Raw genomic sequence first — 19372 nt, forward strand, 5'->3', positions numbered from 1 at the left:
CCCAACGTACGAGTTGAGATGACCACCACCGCCACATCTTCCGCGTCAGGCCCAGACATGCCACCTCCATTCCGGGGCGACTCCCTCCGCGCCCGCTTCCTCCCGGCCATCCCCGTCCCCCGGTGGCTCGGCTGGCTGGCAGCGGTGATCGTCGCGGCTTTCGCCGGCGCCCTGCGCTTGGTCGACCTCGGCGAGCCCGCACGCATCTACTTCGACGAGACCTACTACGCCAAGGACGCCTACGGGCTCCGGGCCCACGGTCACGAGCACCAGACGGTCGAGAACGCCGACGACCTCCTCGCCCAAGGACAGCAGGAGATCTTCACCGGCACCGGCGACTTCGTCGTGCATCCGCCCGTCGGCAAGTGGCTGATCGCACTCGGTGACTGGCTGTGGTCGCTGTTCCCGTTCGGTTCGACGATGACCCCGGAGGGCTGGCGCTTCGCGGCGGCCCTGGCCGGGATGCTCTCGGTGCTGATCCTGGTGCGGCTGGCGACCCGCCTCACCCGGTCACTGCTGCTCGGGTCGGCCGCCGGCCTGCTGCTGGCGCTGGACGGCCTGCACTTCACGCTGAGCCGTATCGCCATGGTCGACATCTTCCTGACCCTGTTCGTGCTGGCGGGTTTCGCGTGCCTGGTCATCGACCGGGACAAGACCAGGGAACGGTGGGTCCGCCTCGCGGAGGCCGGGGTGGACGTCACCACCGTGGGCTGGCTCGGGATGCGCTGGTGGCGCCTGGCCGCGGGCCTGTGCTTCGGCCTGGCGGTCGGGACGAAGTGGTCGGCCCTGTTCTTCCTGGCGGTCTTCGGCCTGCTCACGGTGGCGTGGGACTACGGCGCGCGTCGCAGCGTGGGCCAGCGGCGCCGTACCTTCCTCCGGTGGTTCGGCATCGACGCGGTACCGGCGTTCGTGCAGACCGTCGTGGTGACCGGGCTGGTGTACCTGGTCTCCTGGTCGGGTTGGCTGTTCACCTCGGGCGGGTACAACCGCGACCACGCCGCGGGCACGGCCCCGGACTGGCTTCCCGGCTTCCTGGCCACCCCGTACGAGGCTCTGGCCGCCCTGGCCAATTACCACAGCCGGATGATGGAGTTCCACAACGGGTTGACCAGCGACCACTCCTACATTTCCGCTCCGTGGGAATGGCTGGTCATGCGTACCCCGGTGATGTTCCACTACGACGGCGAAGCCGTCGGGTGCGGCACGGGCGACTGTGTGACCTCGGTGGTCTCCATCGGCACCCCGGTCCTGTGGTGGATCAGCCTGGTGGCGAGCGTGGTCGTACTCGCCTGGTGGCTCACCCTGAGGGACTGGCGTGCCAGTGCGGTCCTGACCGGTGTGGCCGCGGGGTGGATCCCGTGGCTGGCCTTCCCCGACCGTCCGATGTTCCTGTTCTACGCGCTTCCGATGCTGCCGTTCCTGATCCTGGCGGTCGTGCTCATGCTCGGCCTGGTCATGGGGGCCGGGGAGGAGAGCCCCAGATTCGCTCCGTACACACGGGCTCTGGGCGGTGTGGTCTTCGGTGTCGTGCTTCTGCTCGTCGTGGCGAACTTCGCCTATCTCTATCCGGTGATGTCCGCGTATCCGATGGACGAAGGGCTGTGGCGCGAAAGGCTGTGGTTCGACGTCTGGATCTACGGGAGCGGCGGCTCCTGACAGGAGCGGGGCGGCCCTCGGGCCGCCCCGATTCCTTTATCCCCCCGAACGCCGGAAATCAATAGTTTCGTGCAGCCGAAACAGGACAATCCAACTCGGAACTTGACCGAGAAAACCCTCGGCAAGTGCACACTCTCCCTGATAGCGTCAACCATTGGTTGCTGTTGTTGTTTCCATGGATGCCCCAGGGCCTCGCGGAACTTCACGCGGGCGCTTTATCGGGGGATGTCTCGTCGGTCAGCGCCCGGCGACCCGGGACCAGCAAGGTGCGGTTCCGAAGCAGTCCCCAAGGGAGAGCAGATGGCTCAGGGCACCGTGAAGTGGTTCAACTCTGAGAAGGGTTTCGGGTTCATCGCTGTCGAGGGCGGTCAGCCCGACGTGTTCGTCCACTACTCGGCGATCGCGGGTACCGGCTTCCGGAACCTGGAAGAGGACCAGAAGGTCGAGTTCGACATCATCCAGGGCCCCAAGGGCCCGCAGGCCGCCGACGTGCGCTCGGTCTGATCACACTTCAGGCGTGACGGAACCGGCCCCCACTCCACGGAGCGGGGGCCGGTTCTCGTAGGACCTTGCCCTCGGACCGGGGCACCGTCGCCCAAGGCCCCCCATACCGGTTAACCTTCTTGGATCGGCCGGTAGACGAAGCGAGGAAGCACATGTTCGGGATCAGCGGAGGCGAATTCGCTCTCCTCCTCCTGCTCGCGCTGCTCATCTTCGGCCCCGACCAGCTCCCGAAGGCGGCCCAGCAGCTGGGCCGTGTCCTGCGCCAGCTGCGCAAGATGGCCAACAACGCCTCGAACGACATCAAGGAGGGGTTGGGCCCGGAGTACAAGGACTTCGACGTCCAGGACCTCAACCCCAAGCGGTTCGTCCAGAAGCACTTCTGGGAGGACGAGGAGGACGAGCAGCCGAAGCAGGGCGCGCGCCTCAACGGCAAGCGTCCCCCCTTCGACGACGAGGCCACCTGAGGCCCCGCACGCCTTCCCCCCGCCGGTTCAGCCGGCCAGCATCAGTACGAAACTGGCGAACCCCAACAGGATGACCGAGCCGACGATGATCGTCGGCGAGCCCACCAGCAGCACCAGCAGTTCCACGAGCACGGCCCCGCCCAGCGCCGCTGCGGCGTAGGGCCAGCGCGGCCCGGGGTCCCAACCGTGCTTGTGTTCCCGGGAGACGGTGACCAGCATCGCCGCCAGGATCAGCAGCCAGAAGAGGACGTGTGCCGCGGCCCGCGTCTGGGGTTCGCTGTAGTCGGCCATCCCTCCGACGACCATCACGTAGGTCGTCGCACCGGTGACCAAACGCCAGTAACCGCTGCTGCGGCGCGGGGGGATCGGCCGCAACCGGGCCGGGGTGGTGCGCCGGAAGCGCTCGGTGTCGAGCCGGCTCTCCTCCCGGCTCTCCTTCTCCGGATCGCGTTCGGGCTCTCCTTCCGGCGGCAGGTAACCGCCAGAGTGCTGAGGGGAGTTGGACACGGGTGCTCTCCGCCCCTTCTCTTCGGGCCGGCTCGGCCCGTGAAACGTGTTCGCTTCCCTCCCCTACCCCGGCGCCGGAAACCACAAAGCATGCACCCACCGGGCACCGGCCCCGGGCGAGCAGCGGCCCCGGCAGTGCATCAGCTACTGCCGGGGCCGCTGCCCCTCTGCGACCGAGGGGTTCAGGGGGCCTGTACTAAATCCAGGACCAACCGTTGTTGCGGGAAACGGCGCACTCAATCATGGTTTCCACCTCTCAGGACGGTTCCGCTTCCTTGCCTCACCAAAGGTGGCGCACGGAAAGCGAGAAGACAAGCCCGTCGGGGGAAGAACTTCCCAACCCTGCATGAACACCGGGAGAGCGGCGGGGCGAACAGATCCCAAGAACCTGTTTTCCCAGCTCATGGACGTGGAATTCACACACGCCCGTGCCCCTTCCGCCCCGAGCTGCAGGGACGCCACGCCGAAACGGCACATACGCGGCCCCAACAATCATCACTGAGAGCTACGGAACCGAAATCCTTCAGTCCTTACGAAGATACGAACCCCCATAAGAAACCGATCGGAACGCAGCCCCACAAGGATCTGGCCGCAGGTGAGGGGCGTTCCACACAAAACACCGAAATCACCCACGCACGGACAAGCACCCCGCCAACAGACGACGACCGCACTCACTCTCCGTGATGACCGAATGTTTGCCTACTACGCCCACCATCACCCACGTGCGCCCCGCGAGGGCACCCTCGCCCTCGGTTTCGGTCCACCTGGAATACAGGTATGGGCCCCGCTCATTTCCGCATTGCCGAGCGCGACCCAAGGAATGCAGCGAGGAGCCTGTCAGCACGCGGGACAGCGGCGGTATCGTGGCGGTGAGCCCGGCGCTCCCCGATCCAGGGGATGGACGCTTCGCCGGTGAGACTCGGGGCTCCGGTCCGGAGGACCTCCCGCCACAGGGAATACGTCCCCTCCCGACCGTCCCGCCGTGCACGCACGGCAAGGGCCCGCCCCCGTCCCGGGGCGGGCCCTTCGTCATGGAAGGGCACACACGACGAAGGGCCCGCCACCCGTGGGTGGAAGGCCCTTGCGTCTGTCGGTGGAGCTGAGGGGATTCGAACCCCTGACCCTCTCGATGCGAACGAGATGCGCTACCGGACTGCGCCACAGCCCCGAAGACGCCTCCAAGACTAGCAGCCCTGCGGCCGTGCTCCGAACGCTCTGCCCGGATCAGTCGCCGGCCGCCCGCATACGGGCGTCGGCGTACTGGTCGTAGACGTTGCTGCGACGCGCCTTGAGCGCGATGACCTCGGCCTCGCGCTCGGCCTCGCGACGACGCTCCTCCGCCTCTCTGCGCGCCCTGAGAGCTGCTCTGCGGCGAGCCCGGCGCGCCGCAGCCCGCTGCTCGGCGTCGGCTTTGGCGGCCTCTCTCAACAGCAGCACGTGTCCCGCCAGCAACAGAACCGGTGGAGCCAGGACCCACCAGGGCCCCAGCCCCAAAGAGACCGCGATGATCGTGGCGACGTTGACCAGAACCAGCGTGCTGGTGCGACGGCGCCGACGGGCGATGACGCGGGCCCGGGACTCGCGGAACGGCTCGGGCATCTCGGGTTCCTCGCCGGCCGGCTCGGGGATCCCGTGCTCCCCCCGGCGGAGCACCTGGGTCTCTGCGGCGTCGGGGTTCTGCTCGTCGGTACGCTCCTGCTCGAGGTCCTCCTCCACCTCGTCGCCCTCGCGCCGGGTCTCCTCGGCGGCGGACTCGGCGATCGAGTCCTTCCGCAGGAGCATGGGCACGAGGACGATGAGCCACACGACCACGATGGCCAAGTACAGAGGAGAGCTGCTCATCACCCCTCCTCACGATGACGGCCGCTGGACGTTGTTCGACACGTCGTCGACACCGCGCGGCGTGGTTGTGGCTTCCCCGGAGTACAGACGACTCCGGCGGGGTCATCGTTCCTGGCCCCTCCCGGGCCGGGGTGAATCTCCCGCCATATCCACGCGTTGCCCGCATCGTCAATGCGTCTATGTTCCGCACGGTACGACCCCGTGTCCATAAATGCGCCACATTCTGCCCGGAGTGTCGCAAGATTCTGGGCTTCAGTTTCGGGCTCCTCATCCGCCGGAGCGAAAGCACAGGCCACAGGCCCAACTCAGAGCGTAGCTTTAATTCAACACAAAGTAATGAGCCAATGTGAGTAAATCCAAGTTTAGTGTCCGGACCGCTGGTTGGCCTATGCCGACTTCAACCGGATCCGTGATGATGGCGAGCCCGATCAAACGGATCTGCCCCGCTGTTCGGGTCCTGAGGCCTCAAAGCGGAACCGGAGGACGAATCACCCCTCCAGCGGCACAAGGTCCCGCTCGGCACCTCCTCGGCCGTCAGTGCGTAACAGATGTGGTCACGCCAGGCTCCGTCGATGTGCAGCTGGCGACGGCGCACCCCCTCGTCCCGGAAGCCGAGCTTGGCCATGACACGCCTGCTCGCGCGGTTCTCGGGGCGTACGTTCGCCTCGATGCGGTGGAGCCCGGCACCGAAGAAGGAGTGGTCCACGGCCAGAGCCACGGCCACAGGGGTGATGGAGCGGCCGGCATAGGCCCGGTCGATCCAGTACCCGACCTGCGCCGACCTGGAAGAACCCCAGACGATGGCGCCCACCGTGAGCTGTCCGACGAAGACCCCGTCGTAGGTGATCGCCCACGGCATCGACAGCCCTTGGCGCGCCTCGCGCCGGATCGCCTGGAGCATGGCCGCGTACTGGGTGAGGCCGTCGCTGCGCAGCGGCATCTCCGGGTAGGTCGGTTCCCAGGGGCGCAACCAGGACTCGTTGCGTCCACGGGTCTCGCGCAGCGCGGCGGCGTCCCTGAGGCGCAACGGGCGCAGTGCGACCGGACCGTCCTGCAGGGTGGTGGGCCATCCTCGTCTGCGATTCACAACCGCCCCTTCCGAGCCTTCCGTCGCCACCGGACACAGGCTGTACGGCGCTAGCCGACACGCACCTTCGGTGGTGCCTTCCAGTATTCCACCCCGAAGGCGCCCCGTGGCGTGCGTCACGAAGGCACATCGCGAATCGGACGCTTCTTAACCTCTGCACCAATGAACCGGAAAGGAAAGTGCACGGAAGGAATAACCGATACACCTCGGCATCCCCCTGTGATTCCGGTCATGGCCCGAGGTCATTCGGACCGGGTATGGTCACCGCCGCCGATCTGCTCCACGGCATGCGACAGAACCGGTGCGAGCACGTCCATCCCGTCCGCGGCCCCACCCCGGGAACCGGGCAGGTTGACCACGAGCATCCGGTGCCCGTCCCGCTCGGCCACACCCGCCAGACCACGCGAGAGGATCGCCGTGGGGACCCCCTTCTCGCGCCCGGCGGCCCGCAGCGCCTCGGCGATGCCGGGGATCTCGCAGGTGAGCAGTTCACGTGTGGCCTCGGGTGTGTGGTCACCCGGGGTCAGGCCGGTGCCGCCCGTGGTCAGTGCGGCCGCGCAGCGTTCCTCCAGCGCCCGTTCGAGCGCTTCGGTGACCGGTTCCCCATCGGGCACCACCCACGGCCCCAGGACCTCGCAGTCCAGTTCGCTCAGCCGTTCGGCGATGACGGGGCCCGAGCGGTCGGGGTAGATCCCGGCGGCCGCACGGTTGGAGGCTGTGATCACGGCGACCCTGTGCCGGAGGTGCTCAGTCACCGCGCCTCCAGTCGCCCTTCTTGCCACCGGTCTTCTCCTCCACTCGTACACGCGTGACCTCGGCCTCGGGGTCCAGGGCCTTGACCATGTCGACCAGTCCGAGTCCGGCGGTCATCACACAGGTCAGGGCCTCCATCTCCACGCCCGTGCGGTCGGCGGTGCGCACGGTCGCACTGATGTCCACGCCCTCGTCGGTCACGGTGAGTTCGACGTCGACGCCGTGCACCGCGATGGGATGGCACAACGGGACGAGGTCGGGGGTGCGCTTGGCCCCCTGGATCCCGGCGATGCGTGCCACTGCGAGTGCGTCCCCCTTGGGCACCTCTCCCTCGCGCAGCGCCGCCACCGTCCCCGGTGACAACAGGACCCTGCCCGTGGCGGTCGCTGTGCGGGCGCTGACGCCCTTGGCGGACACGTCGACCATGCGTGCGGCACCGGATTCGTCCAGATGCGTGAAACCGGAGGGGTGGCCGGAACCGTCCGGCTCTGGGGTGTGGCTCATTGTCGACACGTCCTGCGTTCGTGCTGGGGCGCGGCCGGTGCGGCCGCGGGGCGGGGCGAAGAACCCCGCCGCTCCGTTCCCCCCGACCGTACGGCACCGCGTACCCGTCCCGTTCCGGGAACTCCGCCGGGTACCGGCCGCTCAGGTACCGGGAAGAACCCGCACTTCGACCTCGGTACCGGACGGGAGCTCGGTGGCGTCCTCGGGCACGACCACCAGCGCGTTGGAGCCGGCGAGGACGGAGAGCTGGTGCGAGCCCTGGCGGCGGACCGGGCTGACGGTGCGGCGCCCGTCCGCGGTCGGGGCGCTCAGGGAGCCCCGCAGGTAGGAACGGCGCCCGGGCGGGGAGGCGACGGGGTCGGTGAGCCGGGCCCGGTACTCGGTCAGCGGGGCCGGCTCCAGGCCCCGGAGCTTGAGCAGGACGGGGCGCACGAAGACCTGGAAGGAGACGAACGCGCTCACCGGGTTGCCGGGGAGTGTGAGAATCGGCGTCCTGTCCGGGCCGATCGATCCGTAGCCCTGGGGTTTGCCGGGTTGCACCGCCACCTGGGTGAAGTGCACCCCCTTCTGGGAGAGCACTTCCTTGACGACATCGTGGGCGCCCATGCTGACACCGCCGGTGGTGACCACGACGTCGGCCCGCAACAACAGGTCCTCCAGGGTCTGCATGACGGTCCGCGGGTCGTCGCCCACGAAACCGTGCCGGTAGACCTCGCAGCCGGCGTCGCGGGCGGCCGCGGCGACCATGAAACTGTTGGACTCCCAGATCTGGCCCGGGCCCAGGGGCCGACCCGGTTCGACCAGTTCCTCACCGGTGGAGAGCACCACGACACGGGGCCTGGGGTGGGCCGGGACGGAACGGCGCCCCACAGCCGCGAGTACGCCCATCTCCCCCGCACCGATGAGGGAACCCGCCTCCAGGACGACCGTGCCGGCGGCGATGTCGTCGCCGGCACGGCGCACGGCGTTTCCGGGGCGTGCCGGGCGGTCGATGGTCACCCGGACGGTGTCACCGTCGGTCCACTCCACCGGGACGACCGCGTCGGCGCCGTCCGGCATGGGCGCGCCCGTCATGATGCGCGCACACATGCCCGGACGTACCGCGACCGGGGTGGGGTCCCCCGCGGGGATGTCGGCGACCACGGCGAGCCGGGCCGGGACTTCGGGCGAGGCCTCGGCCACGTCCCCCGAACGCACCGCGTAGCCGTCCATGGCGGAGTTGTCGAAGCCGGGCAGGGAGACCGGCGAGGCCACCGTCTCCGCCAGAACGGTGCCGTGGGCGTGATCCAGGTCGATCTCGGTCGGCTGTGGTGGGGCGACGAGCCCGAGGCAGTCTTCGATGTGCTGTTCGACGCTCTTCACTGGGGCCCTCCCGGGTGTGGTCTTGGTGCAGCCCGAGCTTCTCACCTCCCACAGGAGATGGCACGCGCCCCGTCCCCGACAGTGCCCCGCCCTCAGTGGCCGGTGTCGTCCCGGTCGTGCTCCTCGACGAACTCGCGCAACCACGGCAGGAGCTCGTCGCACAGGTCGGGGCGGCGGCAGGCGAACTCCACGACGGTGCGGATGTAGTCGCCCTTGTCCCCGGTGTCGTAACGGCGCCCGCGGAACAGCACACCGTAGACGGGACCGCCCTCCTCCGGACCACTGCGGGAAAGCTCCATGAGGGCGTCGGTCAGCTGGATCTCTCCGCCGCGGCCGGGCTGGGTGCGACGAAGGACCGGGAAGACGGCGGGATCGCACACGTAGCGGCCGATGATCGCCCACCGGCTGGGGGCCTGCTCCGGCGAGGGCTTCTCGACCAGGTCGGTGACGGTGACGACGTCGTCCTCGTCGGTGCTCCGGATCCCGGCACAGCCGTACCGGGAGACCTGTTCGGGCTCGACCTCCATGAGGGCGACGACGCTGCCGCCGCGCTGTTGGCGGACCTCGATCATGCGGCGCAGGAGTTCGGCGTCGTCGATGAGGTCGTCGCCGAGCAACACAGCGAAGGGGTTGTCGCCCACGTGTGCCTCGGCGCAGAGCACCGCGTGCCCCAGGCCGCGGGGCTGGCCCTGGCGGACGTAGTGCACCTGGGCCAGGCCGTCGGGTTCACGCACGGCCTTGAGGCGCTCGTACTCGCCCTTGGTCTCCAGTGTCTCCTCGAGCTCGTGGGCGCGGTCGAAGTGGTCCTCGATCGAGCGCTTGTTGCGGCCCGTGATCATGAGTACGTCGTCGAGGCGCGCGGCGACGGCCTCCTCCACGACGTATTGGATCGCGGGTTTGTCCACGATCGGCAGCATCTCCTTGGGCGTGGCCTTGGTGGCCGGGAGGAAACGCGTGCCGAGGCCGGCCGCGGGCACGACGGCCTTGGTGACGGGGGTGGAAGCGGGGCGGAGCCGTGTGTGCTCGGTTTCGGCGTTCATATCGGCACTTTAGGACAGCCGCGAGAACACCCGTGGCTGCCACACGGCCTGCTCGGACAAGAAGTAGGCACCCTTTCCGGCCCCGGCCCCGTACGGCCACCGCCCGTTCACCCACCCGCTGCCCAGGGGCTTCGGAAGTACCGGTGGTACGCTCCCGGCTGGACGAGCGCGGAAGGGACACCGGAGGCGACCGTGAGCGATCTGGACCGAGCCGGCAAGCGGCAGTTGCGCAGGCAGTTCCTGGAGGAACGCCGGGCGCTGGAGGAGGCCGCACACGTGCGCACCGGAGAGGTCCTTCGCGACACCCTGCGGGCACAGCCGTGGATGCCGGCGGCCGGGACCGTGGCCTGTTACTGGTCCATCGGCGAGGAACCCGACACGCACCGCCTGGTGACCGCCCTGTGGGAACACGGGGCGACCGTGCTGCTGCCGGTGTTCCTGCCGGGCGGCGAGCTGGACTGGGCCGCCTACGAGGGCCCGGAGTCCTTGGCGGAGGCACGGTACGGGCTCCTGGAACCGACCGGCCGCCGTTACGGGGTGGAGGCCCCCGCCCGGGTCGATCTCGTGGTGTGCCCGGCGCTGGCAGTGGACCGGAGCGGGGTCCGGCTGGGCCGGGGCGCCGGGTGTTACGACCGTTCACTCTCGCACAAGGGCCCGCACACCCCCGTCGTGGTGCCTCTGCACGAGGGTGAGCTGGTGGCGGATCTCCCGGCCGAGGAACACGACGTTCCGGTGGATGCGGTGGTCACGCCCGCGGGGCTACGGGTCTTCGACCCGGGTTCCCCCGTGTGGCAAGCACCTCCAGTGCCGGGCGCCGCCCGGAGCTGACCTCTCCGTCCGCTGTTCCGACGTCGTGGTGCCCGTTCGCGGGGCCTGCACTCCGGGACGTGCCGCACCGCCCGGCCGCATCCGGGTGAGGGGTTGTCACCGCATCCGTCGGCGACCGCGTACTATTTAGCAGTCAACGGGTGAGAGTGCCAGCAAGGAGGACCCGAACCGTGCCTACGTACCAGTACGCGTGCACCGCGTGCGAAGCCCAGATGGAAGTCGTCCAGAAGTTCAGCGACGACTCCCTCACCGTCTGCCCCGAGTGCGAGGGACGCCTGCGCAAGGTGTACTCCGCGGTGGGCGTCGTCTTCAAGGGCTCGGGCTTCTACAAGACCGACAGCGCCTCCTCCAGCAACAGCTCGGTGCTCTCGGGCTCCAGCAAGGAGAGCGGCAAGGACTCCGGTTCCTCCGAGAGCTCCTCCGGTTCCTCCTCGTCCTCGGAGTCCTCGTCGACCGGTTCGAGCAGCAGCGACTCCGGTTCCAAGAGCACCAGTACCACCAGCAGTTCTTGAGGCATCCCTGCCGTTGACCGCCGGACCCTCGGTGCGCGTAGCACGCGCGGCGGCGCACCACCTCCGGCCCCTCCCGGGGAAAAGGGCCTGTGGACAACCGGCCGGGGCGGACCCGGCCGGTCTACCGTCGGACCATGGCCGACGCATTGTCCCCCTACCGGCACCGGCGTGCGGTGCACCGGTTCCTCGACCGTCACCGGCGGCCCCTGACCGCCCTGCTCGCGGCGTGCGCGCTGTTGAGCGCGGTCCTGGTGCTGCGTCCCCCGCCCGAGCCCGGACGCGAGGTGCTCGTGGCCGCGCGCGACCTCGACGCCTCCGCTCCACTCGGCGACGCCGACCTCACCCCTCGGCACCTGCCCGAGAGTGTTCTGCCCCAGGGGGCTCTGGCCGCCGGCACCACCGCGGCCGGGCGCCTGCTGAGTGGGCCTGTACGGGAGGGCGAGGTACTCACCGATGCCCGTCTGGCCGATCCGCCCGCGCGCCCTTACGGCCCCGACCTGGTGGCCGCCCCGGTACGGGTGGCCGACCCCGGAGCGGCCACCCTCCTCACCCCCGGCGACCGGGTCGACGTCCTGGCCGCGTCGGCCTCCGACCCCTCGGCCCCCACCCGCGCCGGTCCGGCGGTCGAGGTGGTCTCGGACCGTCCCGTGCTGGCCGTGCCCGACCAGGACACCGGGGGCGGTGAAGGCGGTGCGTTGCTGCTCGTGGCCGCCGACGCGGAGGAGGCCAGAGCCCTGGCCGGCTTCGCGGCCGACTCCCGACTCTCGGTCTCGATCCGGAGCTGACCCCCGGAACGAACCGGGAGCGAACATCACATTCCGCGTTTGACCAGCCGCTCCGAGGTACGGAAAGCTGTTCCGGCGCCCCTGGCAGGCTCCCCCCGGCTCCGCCCCCGCGGCCGGCCCAGGGGCCGTCCAGTTCAGGAAAGTACGACCAGAGGGCTGCTCCATGGAAGGTTTCAAGAAGTTCCTGCTCCAGGGGAACCTGGTGCAGTTGGCGGTCGCGGTCGTGATCGGGACGGTCTTCGCCAACCTGATCACCGCGTTCACCGAAGGTTTCATCACACCGCTGCTCGGGATCTTCGGCGGGGCCCCGGAGTTCGGCGACGCCTCGTTCACGATCAACGGGAGCGTCTTCAACTACGGCCAGTTCATCGACGCCGTGGTCTCGTTCCTGATCACCGCGGCGATCCTGTACTTCTTCGTGGTCCTGCCGATGACCAAACTGTTGGAGAAGACGGCCAAGGCCGAAGAGGTCACCACCCGCGAGTGCCCCTACTACTGCAGCGAGATCGACAAGAGGGCCGGCCGGTGCTCCAACTGCACCAGCGAGGTCACCCCGGAGACGGTCCCGGAGGAAACCGTCGAGGGCCGGGCGGAGGGGAGCTCTCCCTCGGCCTCCTGAGCCCGTACCGCGCACGACGAGGGCGCCGCCACCGGCTGTCGGTGGCGGCGCCCTCCCCGTGTCATCGGCGGCCGATCACGGCTCGTACTCCCAGTGCCAGGGCTCGAACGGGTTGTTCTTGGCCCAGGTCGGGTGGATCCAGCCGTAACGGGCGCCGTTCTCCTCCATCCAGTTCCATCTCTCGGACTGGTAGTTCTGGATGCCGCAGCCGAGGTCGATGGCCTGGCCCAGTCCGTGGTTACTGGTACCGGGGACGGCGGCGAACCCGGGAGGCTGCTCGGCGTAGACGCGGTGCTGGTTCGGCAGGTCACGGTAGGAGCTGTTGATGCACATGTTCTCGCCGAACTCCTCCACGTACTCCATGTTGAGCTCGAGGAAGGACTCGGCGGCGTCGGCCCTCAGGAAATGGCCTTCGTCGTAGAGCGCACAGAGCGCCTCCTCGGGCACCAGGCCGTTGGGGTAGTTGTCGGCCTCGCTGGCCTTGGAACCGTCGCACTCGGCGGCCGCCTGGAAAGTACCGGGGTCGAGCCCCCTCTCCTCCAGCTCGGTGGTCAACCGCTCCGTGCTCTCCTCGGACTGGTCCCGCAGTTCCTCGACCTCAGCGGCGAGCTCGGCCTGTTCCAGCTGGGTGTCGGTCTGCATCTGCTGGGCCTCGACCGCCAGCTCCGCCTGCTCCTCGCGCAGGTCGGTGGCGTCCTGGATGAGGGCCTGGTTGTCCTCGGACAGTTTCGCCGCGTACGACTGCATCTGCATGTCGTCGTCGAGCGAGCCTTCCACCAGGATCTGGAGCATGCCCCCGTCGGGCTGGCGGTACAGGGCATTGGCGAGGCGGGCCAGCGGCTCACGCATCTCACCGAGTTCGACCTCGGTCTGCTGGAGCTCGTGGAGCGTGTCGACCAGGTCTTCCTGAGCCGACTCGAGATCCTCCTGGCGTTCCACGTGCTGCTCGGTGGCCTCCTCGAGATCGCTGGCGGCCTGCTCGGCCTGCTCGCGAAGCTCCTCCAGTTCGGAGGCGTAGGCGGAACCCGGCAGCGGGACCACGCACAGCACGGTGGTGAGGACCAGCACGAACGCTCGGGCCACACGTTTCCGGAAACCGTGCGGCGCCGTGAGGACCGGCGTCTCCCCGTTACCCGGAACGCGGGACCTACGCCGCGCCTGCTCAGAATCGAACGGCACGAATGATCCTCCGGCTGATTTTCCTCGAACACATACCCGTGGCCGAAACGCAAGGTACTACATGTCCGGTTGCGGACACACGGGACTGATCCGTTCGACACGGACGTCGGACGGGGCCATGAGCGCCTGGGCGCGACCCTTCCCACCGGACCCCGAAATCATCCCTGGTCACAGTGGGGTGATCGATCGTCACCACCTGGCCTCCACGACGGCCAGGGTGTGAATGGGGCCGTATTGCGGCGCGGTTCGTGAACAACATCACAATGCCACCAGGACAACCAATCGTAGGTCAGCGTACTGCGCCCTGCATGCAGAGTCCCCCAGGGTCCCCTCCCCGTGGCGCCGCGACACCCCGAGCACGCCCATCCTGAGTTAGGCTTGGCCTTGTGGCGGGCCAACACATACCTGCCGCACGCATTGGCTCCGTAGCTCAGGGGATAGAGCACCGCTCTCCTAAAGCGGGTGCCGCAGGTTCGAATCCTGCCGGAGCCGCCACACTGACCTGGGGTTTCTCCTCATCGGAGACCCCGGGCAGACCGGCTGGGCTCAGTTCCGGGCCCAGTTCGCGGACCGAGCCGCTTCGGTCCACGCCCCATCGCTCCTGACCCCGCAACCGCGTGCCGGGACCTGCGGACGTGCGCGGGCCCCGGCGCGAGGTGGAGCGAACGTCCCGTGATCAGGGCACGTCGGCCGGGGTGAGCAGGGTCAGGTCCTCCCGGGAGGGGTCGGCCAGATCGACGGTGCGCCCTGCCTGGCGGGTGATCATGCGTTCCAGTACCTGCCGGGCGTAACGGGCGTTCCCGAAAGCTTCCGTCCTGTTGACCCCGGCGAAATGCTCCCGCAGCGCGGCATTCGTTTCGTCCGGGAGGACGAACCCGCTGCCGACGGCCATACCGGCCACGATGGAGACCAGTTCCTCGTCGGAGTAGTCCGTGAACGGCACGTGGTGGGAGAACCGTGAGGCCAGCCCGGGGTTGGAGTCGAGGAAACCCTGCATCTCCGTCGTGTAGCCGGCGACGATCACCGCCACCTCGTCGCGGTGGTCCTCCATGAGCTTGACCAAGGTGTCCACCGCTTCCTGCCCGAAGTCCCCCGCGGCACCGGGCCGGGTGAGCGTGTAGGCCTCGTCGACGAACAACACACCGCCACGGGCCTTCTCGAAGGCCTCGGCGGTGAGCTGGGCGGTGTGGCCGATGTAACGGCCGACGAGGTCGGAGCGGGCGACCTCGACCGTGTGTCCCTGGGGCAGCGCCCCCAGGGCACGCAGCAACTGGCCGTAGAGCCGCGCAACGGTCGTCTTGCCCGTGCCCGGAGGGCCGGCGAAGACCAAGTGGTGGCCGAGGCTGGGCGCCGGCATTCCCAGTTCCCGGCGGCGCGCGCTCGCCACCAGCACGTTGACGAGGTCGTTGACCGTGGCCTTGACCTCGTGCAATCCGGTCAACGAGTCGAGTTCCGCACGCAGAGCGGTCAGGTCGTTCTCGCCCGTTCCGGAAGCGGTCTCGGCCGTGTTCCCCAGATCCTCGGGGGTGAGCACGGTCAGTTCCGCGGGATCGGCGGGCGGGTCCGCGCTGAGCCGGTGCGCCTGGCGGTCGACCATTCCCTCGAAGACCTTGCGGGCCTCCCGGCCGTTGCCGAACGTCGGGCCCTTCGGCACGGCCTCGAAGTGCCGCAACAGCATCGTTCGCAGCTCTTCCGAGAGGCTGTAACTGTGATCCGCGCCGAGGCGCTCGACGATGAGCACCAGTTCCTCGGCACGGTAGTTCGGAAAGGTGATCGTGCGGGCGAACCGCGAGGCCAACCCGGGGTTGGAAGCCAGGAAACCCTCCATTTCGGCCTCGTAACCGGCGACGATCACCACCACCTCGTCGCGGTGGTCCTCGATGAGCTTGACCAGGGTGTCGATGGCCTCCTGCCCGAAGCTGCCACCGTCCTCTGCCGAGAGCGTGTAGGCCTCGTCGACGAACAACACACCGCCACGGGCCTTCTGGAAGACCTCCGTGGTCTTGATCGCCGTGGCACCGACGTACTGGCCGACCAGGTCGGCACGTGCCGCCTCGACGACGTGTCCGTAGCGCAGGACGTCCAGGTCGGCCAGGACGCGGCCGTAGAGGCGGGCCACGGTCGTCTTGCCCGTACCCGGAGGGCCGGCGAAGACCAGATGCCGGGCCACCGGGGGCGAGGGCAGCCCCATCTCGGCGCGGTGCCGGGCCATCTTGTTCCGATTGACGAGGGTGGTGACTTCTTCCTTGACGTTGTCGAGTCCGATGAGGGCTTCCAGATCCGCCAGTGGTCCCCGTTCCCCAGCGTCCTCGTCACCACCTTCTGCACCGTGTGTTCCCTGCGAGGAATCGACCGGGACGGCGTCCGGTCCGTACAGGTCCTCCGCCCGGTTCTCCTCACTGACCAGGGAATCGGCCCGGACCTGGCCTCCCGCCACGGTCTGGCGCAGACCCGAGCGCCCGTTGCCCCGTACCGTGCAGCCGTCGACGACCACGTCCTCTTCGCTCCCGACGAGGACACCGTCACCACCGTTCTGGGACAGTTCGCACGAGCGCAGCACGGCCCGCCCCCCCGAAGCCACCAGAGCCCCGTTACGGGTGTTGCCGTGCGAGCGCACGCGGAGGGCGGTGACCTCCCCTTCTGCATGAACGGCAAGTCCGTCACCACCGCACTCGGACACCTCGGCGTCGCGCAGGTCGAGCACGGCCCCGCCGAACGCGGCGACACCGTTCTCACGGGGGCCGATGACCCGCAGTCCGCTGAGGGAGGCACGCGCCCCTCCGGAGGCGTGGACCCCGCTCCGGCGTGCGCCCGTGACCTCGATGTCCTCCATGCGACCGCTGCCGCCGTCCAGGCGCACACCGTGGCCCCGGGCCCCGGAGAGGGAACCGTTGCGGAGGAACGGGGCGGCCCCCGAAACGATCTCGACGCCCGGCCCCGAGGTGCGGTCCACGGTGACACGGTCGAACTCGGCGGTGGAATCCTCGGCGACGTGGATCCCGGCCGCCTTCGCTCCGTGCACGCTCAGGTCGTTGAACGAGGTGGAGGCCCGACCCGAGGCGCTGACCCCTTCGGCCCCGGTGTCACGAACGTCACATGCGCGGAAAGTCCCGCGTGCCTTGTCCTCGACGGCGATACCGATGCTGCCGCTCCGGGTGATACTGACCCGGTCCAGACACGGGTCGGTACCCGCCCGCAGGACCAGGCCGTGTCCGGTGGTCCCGTCGACCACGAGGTCTTCGACGGCCACGGGAGAGCGTGTGGTCAGTACGACGCCGTCGTCGGCGACGGCACGCACCCGCAGACCACTGAGTGCAGTGGCGGCGTGTTCGTCGATGACCACCGCGGGTTTGGCGGTACCGGAGATCGTGCAATCGCTGATCCGGCCGGCACCGCTGCCCGCCGCGTAGATGCCGTTGGCGCCCGTGTCACGGATCGTGCACCGGTGGACCTCGGGGGCGCCCTTGTCATTGATGACCACACCGCTGGTGCCGACGTCCTCGACGACGCAGTCCTCGATGACGCTGGGACGGGCGGACGTGACGACGATCCCCGCTCCGACCGTGCAGCGGACCGTGCAGCCGCGGAGGGCGAGTGCTCCGTCTCCCCGGGCGAGCACGGCCGCCCAGGCGGCCCCTTCGACCTCGCAGTCGGCCAGTTCGACCTGCCCGGCCGCCGCGTCGACCACGGGAGCCTCCGGGTCGCGCCCCCGCAGGACCAGGCCGTTGAGCTTGACCGCTTCGGCCACGGACGTCACCGCGGTTCCGGAGGAGGACAGGATCTCGACGGTCCCGGGCCCCTCCTCCGCCACCAGGGTCACCACTCGGGTGAGGACGAACTGTTCGTCGTAGCGGCCCGGCGCCAAGGACAATACGTCGCCGTCGCCGGCGGCGGCGAGGGCTTCGCCGATGGTTCGGAACTCGGCTCCGCCTGCGGGGTCGACCGCGCGCACGTGACGGTTCATGGCCTGTCGTCTTCCTTTCTGTGCCCGCGGGCCGGGCAGGCCCGCGGGCTCTGTACTACTGCGCCGGTCGACGGACCGGCCGGGGGATCGCGTTCAGCGGCATTCGGTCTCGACGACCGACGCCGGAAGCTGCGGGGCCTCCTCCCCTTCGGGGAAGGCTCCCGCGTTGGCCATACGCAGGGTGAACGACTCTCCCATGTTCTCGAGTTCGGCCAGCCCCCAGTACCGGCCCTCGTCCGGGGGTGTGAGTTCGAACCCGGCGCGGGGAGCGCCGTCGGTCGTTTCGCCGTCGAACACCTGGAAGTGGGCGTGGACACCGTGTGCCCAGAGCGGCTCGGCTCCGGGCTGGACGAGGACCTTCACCGTGCAGGTGGCACCGGCACGTCCGGGCAGGAACGTCCACTCGGCGGCGGTGTCGCCGCTGTCGGGGTCGCCGCTCACGGCCATGACATCGTAACCGTCGTCGCACCCGGCCCCGGAGTAGCCGGCCGGGCCGGAACGCCAGACACCGTCCCCCTGGATCCCGTAGCGAGCGCCTTCCTGCTCGCAGCCCGGCCCGGCGACGGCGCGGAAGGGTTCGGGGGCCTCCTGGGCCTGGGGCTCCTGGTCCTGGAGCTCCTGGGCCTGGGGCTCCTCCGGTGCGGGCTCTGCGCCGGAACCTCGGTCCTCCCCGGTTCCGGCCCGGTCCTCGCCACCGCCGTCGCCGCTGTCGTCCTCGGCAGCGCTCATGGTCCCGGCCGCGGCGCCCTCGGGCTCCTCCTCGTCCTCTTCGCCGCCACGGTCGGAGCCGGGCTTCTCCTCTTCTCCCTCGGAGGACTCGCCGTCCCGGTCCCCCTCGGAGGACTCGCCGTCCCGGTCCCCCTCGGAACCGTCCTCTTCCTCCTCGTCCGTGTCGCCACCGCGGCCGGTCAGCAGGTCGATCAACGGGGTCTGTTCCTGGGAGGCCTCCTCTGCCGAGGCCTCCTGGTCGACGTCCCCGTCCTCCTCCTGCCCGTCCTGGTCATCGGCCCCGGCCGTGCCCGGAAGCGGATCGCCGTCGCCGGAGTCCGGACCGCCGGAGCCGTCCTGGGGCTCGACGGGCCGTTCCGGCGGGCCGCCACCGGAGGCGTCACCGTCCGTTGTTCCCTCCGGGGCACCGTCAGGGGCCCCGGGGCTCTCCGGCAACACTTCGGGAACGTAACCCTCGAGCCCGGAACCGGAGTCGGAACCGGTCGCCGTGCCGGCCGCCTGGTCGGGTAGGGCGGCCGAGGCGGGGTCGGTGTCGAGAGAGGCGGTCCCGGCGCTCTGCTCCTGGGCCAGGGAGAGTCCGAAGGGCGCGGCCACCAGGACCAGACCCGCGATGGCCGCGACCGCCATGAAGGGTCTACCGGGCCGTTGGTGCGCGGTCGCCGCGTCCCCGGACGGGCCTGTCCCCGTCCCTGCCCTGCGCGCCGCCAGTGCGGCGAGCAGGGCGCCGCGCCCGCGTCCGTTCTCCTCAGCGCTCGTGGCGGCGGCATCGGTCTTCTCGGCGGCGGGGACGGATCGTCCCGGGAGTGGTGCGGGCGGGGCCCCGATGGCGTCGGTGGCCCGTTCGGCGGGCGGTTCACCCGTCGAGCTGAGTACGGGGCCCGGGCGAACGGGCCCGCGTGCTGCCTCGCTGTGCTCCGTCATTCTTCGTCGTGTCCTTTCGGGCACCGGACGTCTTCCGGTGCGTCGGGGGCCGACCGCGGTGGGTTGCGCGGTCGGAGGGGGGGGGTCAGGGGGGCTGGTTCAGGCGGTCCCGAGTG

The 19372-nt window shown here is 69.5% G+C and carries 17 protein-coding genes and 2 tRNA genes; 8 read left to right on the plus strand and 11 right to left on the minus strand.

Annotated features, from left to right (window positions below):
- Positions 1 to 18: 18 nt before the first annotated feature.
- From D456_RS0101430 to D456_RS0101440, 3 genes are all read left to right on the plus strand, one after another.
- Complete coding sequence (locus tag D456_RS0101430) at positions 19 to 1656, plus strand: dolichyl-phosphate-mannose--protein mannosyltransferase (protein WP_026115475.1); 1638 nt, start codon at positions 19 to 21, stop codon at positions 1654 to 1656.
- A 300-nt stretch (positions 1657 to 1956) separates the two neighbouring features.
- Positions 1957 to 2160: a cold-shock protein gene (locus tag D456_RS0101435; protein WP_017574366.1), complete on the plus strand. Its 204-nt coding sequence runs from the start codon at positions 1957 to 1959 to the stop codon at positions 2158 to 2160.
- A 152-nt stretch (positions 2161 to 2312) separates the two neighbouring features.
- The gene (locus tag D456_RS0101440; RefSeq protein ID WP_017574367.1) at positions 2313 to 2624 is read left to right on the plus strand and encodes a sec-independent translocase; all 312 of its coding nucleotides are present in this window, start codon (positions 2313 to 2315) and stop codon (positions 2622 to 2624) included.
- Between the two features lie 27 nt (positions 2625 to 2651).
- On the opposite strand, the gene D456_RS0101445 is transcribed toward D456_RS0101440, so the two are convergent.
- The 8 genes from D456_RS0101445 to galU all read right to left on the minus strand — a co-directional run bounded on the left by D456_RS0101445 (position 2652) and on the right by galU (position 9719).
- On the minus strand, positions 2652 to 3131 hold the full coding sequence (locus tag D456_RS0101445; protein ID WP_017574368.1) for a hypothetical protein: 480 nt from the start codon (positions 3129 to 3131) through the stop codon (positions 2652 to 2654).
- 1094 nt (positions 3132 to 4225) lie between these two features.
- Positions 4226 to 4299: transfer RNA gene (locus D456_RS0101450), tRNA-Ala, on the minus strand.
- Between the two features lie 56 nt (positions 4300 to 4355).
- Entirely contained in the window at positions 4356 to 4973 is a 618-nt protein-coding gene (gene sepX, locus D456_RS0101455) for a divisome protein SepX/GlpR (RefSeq protein WP_017574369.1), read from the minus strand.
- Between the two features lie 397 nt (positions 4974 to 5370).
- Positions 5371 to 6060 carry a GNAT family N-acetyltransferase gene (locus tag D456_RS0101460; protein WP_017574370.1) on the minus strand — a complete coding sequence of 230 codons (690 nt, stop codon included), beginning with the start codon at positions 6058 to 6060 and terminating at the stop codon, positions 5371 to 5373.
- A gap of 242 nt (positions 6061 to 6302) precedes the next feature.
- Positions 6303 to 6815, minus strand: coding sequence for a MogA/MoaB family molybdenum cofactor biosynthesis protein (locus D456_RS0101465; protein WP_017574371.1), 513 nt, complete (start codon positions 6813 to 6815; stop codon positions 6303 to 6305).
- A complete protein-coding gene (gene moaC / locus D456_RS0101470) occupies positions 6808 to 7317 on the minus strand; it encodes a cyclic pyranopterin monophosphate synthase MoaC (RefSeq protein ID WP_017574372.1) in 510 nt (169 codons plus the stop codon). Before moaC ends, D456_RS0101465 begins: the two co-directional genes overlap by 8 nt.
- Before the next feature lie 141 nt (positions 7318 to 7458).
- Complete coding sequence (glp, locus tag D456_RS0101475) at positions 7459 to 8679, minus strand: molybdotransferase-like divisome protein Glp (protein ID WP_017574373.1); 1221 nt, start codon at positions 8677 to 8679, stop codon at positions 7459 to 7461.
- 92 nt (positions 8680 to 8771) lie between these two features.
- Positions 8772 to 9719 carry a UTP--glucose-1-phosphate uridylyltransferase GalU gene (gene galU, locus D456_RS0101480; RefSeq protein WP_017574374.1) on the minus strand — a complete coding sequence of 316 codons (948 nt, stop codon included), beginning with the start codon at positions 9717 to 9719 and terminating at the stop codon, positions 8772 to 8774.
- Between the two features lie 192 nt (positions 9720 to 9911).
- On the opposite strand from galU, the gene D456_RS0101485 reads away from it, so the two are divergent.
- The 4 genes from D456_RS0101485 (at position 9912) to mscL (ending at position 12463) form a co-directional block, all read left to right on the plus strand.
- Complete coding sequence (locus D456_RS0101485; RefSeq protein WP_017574375.1) at positions 9912 to 10547, plus strand: 5-formyltetrahydrofolate cyclo-ligase; 636 nt, start codon at positions 9912 to 9914, stop codon at positions 10545 to 10547.
- A 170-nt stretch (positions 10548 to 10717) separates the two neighbouring features.
- Positions 10718 to 11059, plus strand: a complete 342-nt coding sequence (locus D456_RS25350; RefSeq protein ID WP_026115476.1) for an FmdB family zinc ribbon protein — start codon at positions 10718 to 10720, stop codon at positions 11057 to 11059.
- Positions 11060 to 11193: 134 nt separating this feature from the next.
- Complete coding sequence (locus D456_RS0101495) at positions 11194 to 11844, plus strand: SAF domain-containing protein (RefSeq protein ID WP_026115477.1); 651 nt, start codon at positions 11194 to 11196, stop codon at positions 11842 to 11844.
- A gap of 163 nt (positions 11845 to 12007) precedes the next feature.
- A complete protein-coding gene (mscL, locus tag D456_RS0101500) occupies positions 12008 to 12463 on the plus strand; it encodes a large conductance mechanosensitive channel protein MscL (RefSeq protein WP_017574379.1) in 456 nt (151 codons plus the stop codon).
- 75 nt (positions 12464 to 12538) lie between these two features.
- On the opposite strand, the gene D456_RS0101505 is transcribed toward mscL, so the two are convergent.
- Positions 12539 to 13546: a D-alanyl-D-alanine carboxypeptidase family protein gene (locus tag D456_RS0101505; protein WP_017574380.1), complete on the minus strand. Its 1008-nt coding sequence runs from the start codon at positions 13544 to 13546 to the stop codon at positions 12539 to 12541.
- Positions 13547 to 14061: 515 nt separating this feature from the next.
- On the opposite strand from D456_RS0101505, the gene D456_RS0101510 reads away from it, so the two are divergent.
- A tRNA-Arg gene (locus tag D456_RS0101510) sits at positions 14062 to 14137 on the plus strand.
- Positions 14138 to 14318: 181 nt separating this feature from the next.
- Here D456_RS0101510 and D456_RS0101515 read toward each other — a convergent pair.
- Positions 14319 to 17606 carry a right-handed parallel beta-helix repeat-containing protein gene (locus tag D456_RS0101515; protein ID WP_017574381.1) on the minus strand — a complete coding sequence of 1096 codons (3288 nt, stop codon included), beginning with the start codon at positions 17604 to 17606 and terminating at the stop codon, positions 14319 to 14321.
- Positions 17607 to 17699: 93 nt separating this feature from the next.
- Complete coding sequence (locus tag D456_RS0101520; RefSeq protein WP_026115478.1) at positions 17700 to 19256, minus strand: hypothetical protein; 1557 nt, start codon at positions 19254 to 19256, stop codon at positions 17700 to 17702.
- Positions 19257 to 19372 lie beyond the last annotated feature (116 nt).

Source organism: Nocardiopsis kunsanensis DSM 44524 (assembly GCF_000340965.1).
GTDB lineage: Bacteria > Actinomycetota > Actinomycetes > Streptosporangiales > Streptosporangiaceae > Nocardiopsis > Nocardiopsis kunsanensis.

Excerpts from the sequence above, each read along its gene's own strand:
- D456_RS0101520 (WP_026115478.1), bottom strand. The coding sequence starts at position 19,256 with ATGACGGAGCACAGCGAGGCAGCACGCGGGCCCGTTCGCCCGGGCCCC.
- D456_RS0101435 (WP_017574366.1), top strand. The coding sequence starts at position 1,957 with ATGGCTCAGGGCACCGTGAAGTGGTTCAACTCTGAGAAGGGTTTCGGG.
- galU (WP_017574374.1), bottom strand. The coding sequence starts at position 9,719 with ATGAACGCCGAAACCGAGCACACACGGCTCCGCCCCGCTTCCACCCCC.
- sepX (WP_017574369.1), bottom strand. The coding sequence starts at position 4,973 with ATGAGCAGCTCTCCTCTGTACTTGGCCATCGTGGTCGTGTGGCTCATC.
- D456_RS0101430 (WP_026115475.1), top strand. The coding sequence starts at position 19 with ATGACCACCACCGCCACATCTTCCGCGTCAGGCCCAGACATGCCACCT.
- D456_RS0101515 (WP_017574381.1), bottom strand. The coding sequence starts at position 17,606 with ATGAACCGTCACGTGCGCGCGGTCGACCCCGCAGGCGGAGCCGAGTTC.
- mscL (WP_017574379.1), top strand. The coding sequence starts at position 12,008 with ATGGAAGGTTTCAAGAAGTTCCTGCTCCAGGGGAACCTGGTGCAGTTG.
- moaC (WP_017574372.1), bottom strand. The coding sequence starts at position 7,317 with ATGAGCCACACCCCAGAGCCGGACGGTTCCGGCCACCCCTCCGGTTTC.
- D456_RS0101495 (WP_026115477.1), top strand. The coding sequence starts at position 11,194 with ATGGCCGACGCATTGTCCCCCTACCGGCACCGGCGTGCGGTGCACCGG.
- D456_RS0101440 (WP_017574367.1), top strand. The coding sequence starts at position 2,313 with ATGTTCGGGATCAGCGGAGGCGAATTCGCTCTCCTCCTCCTGCTCGCG.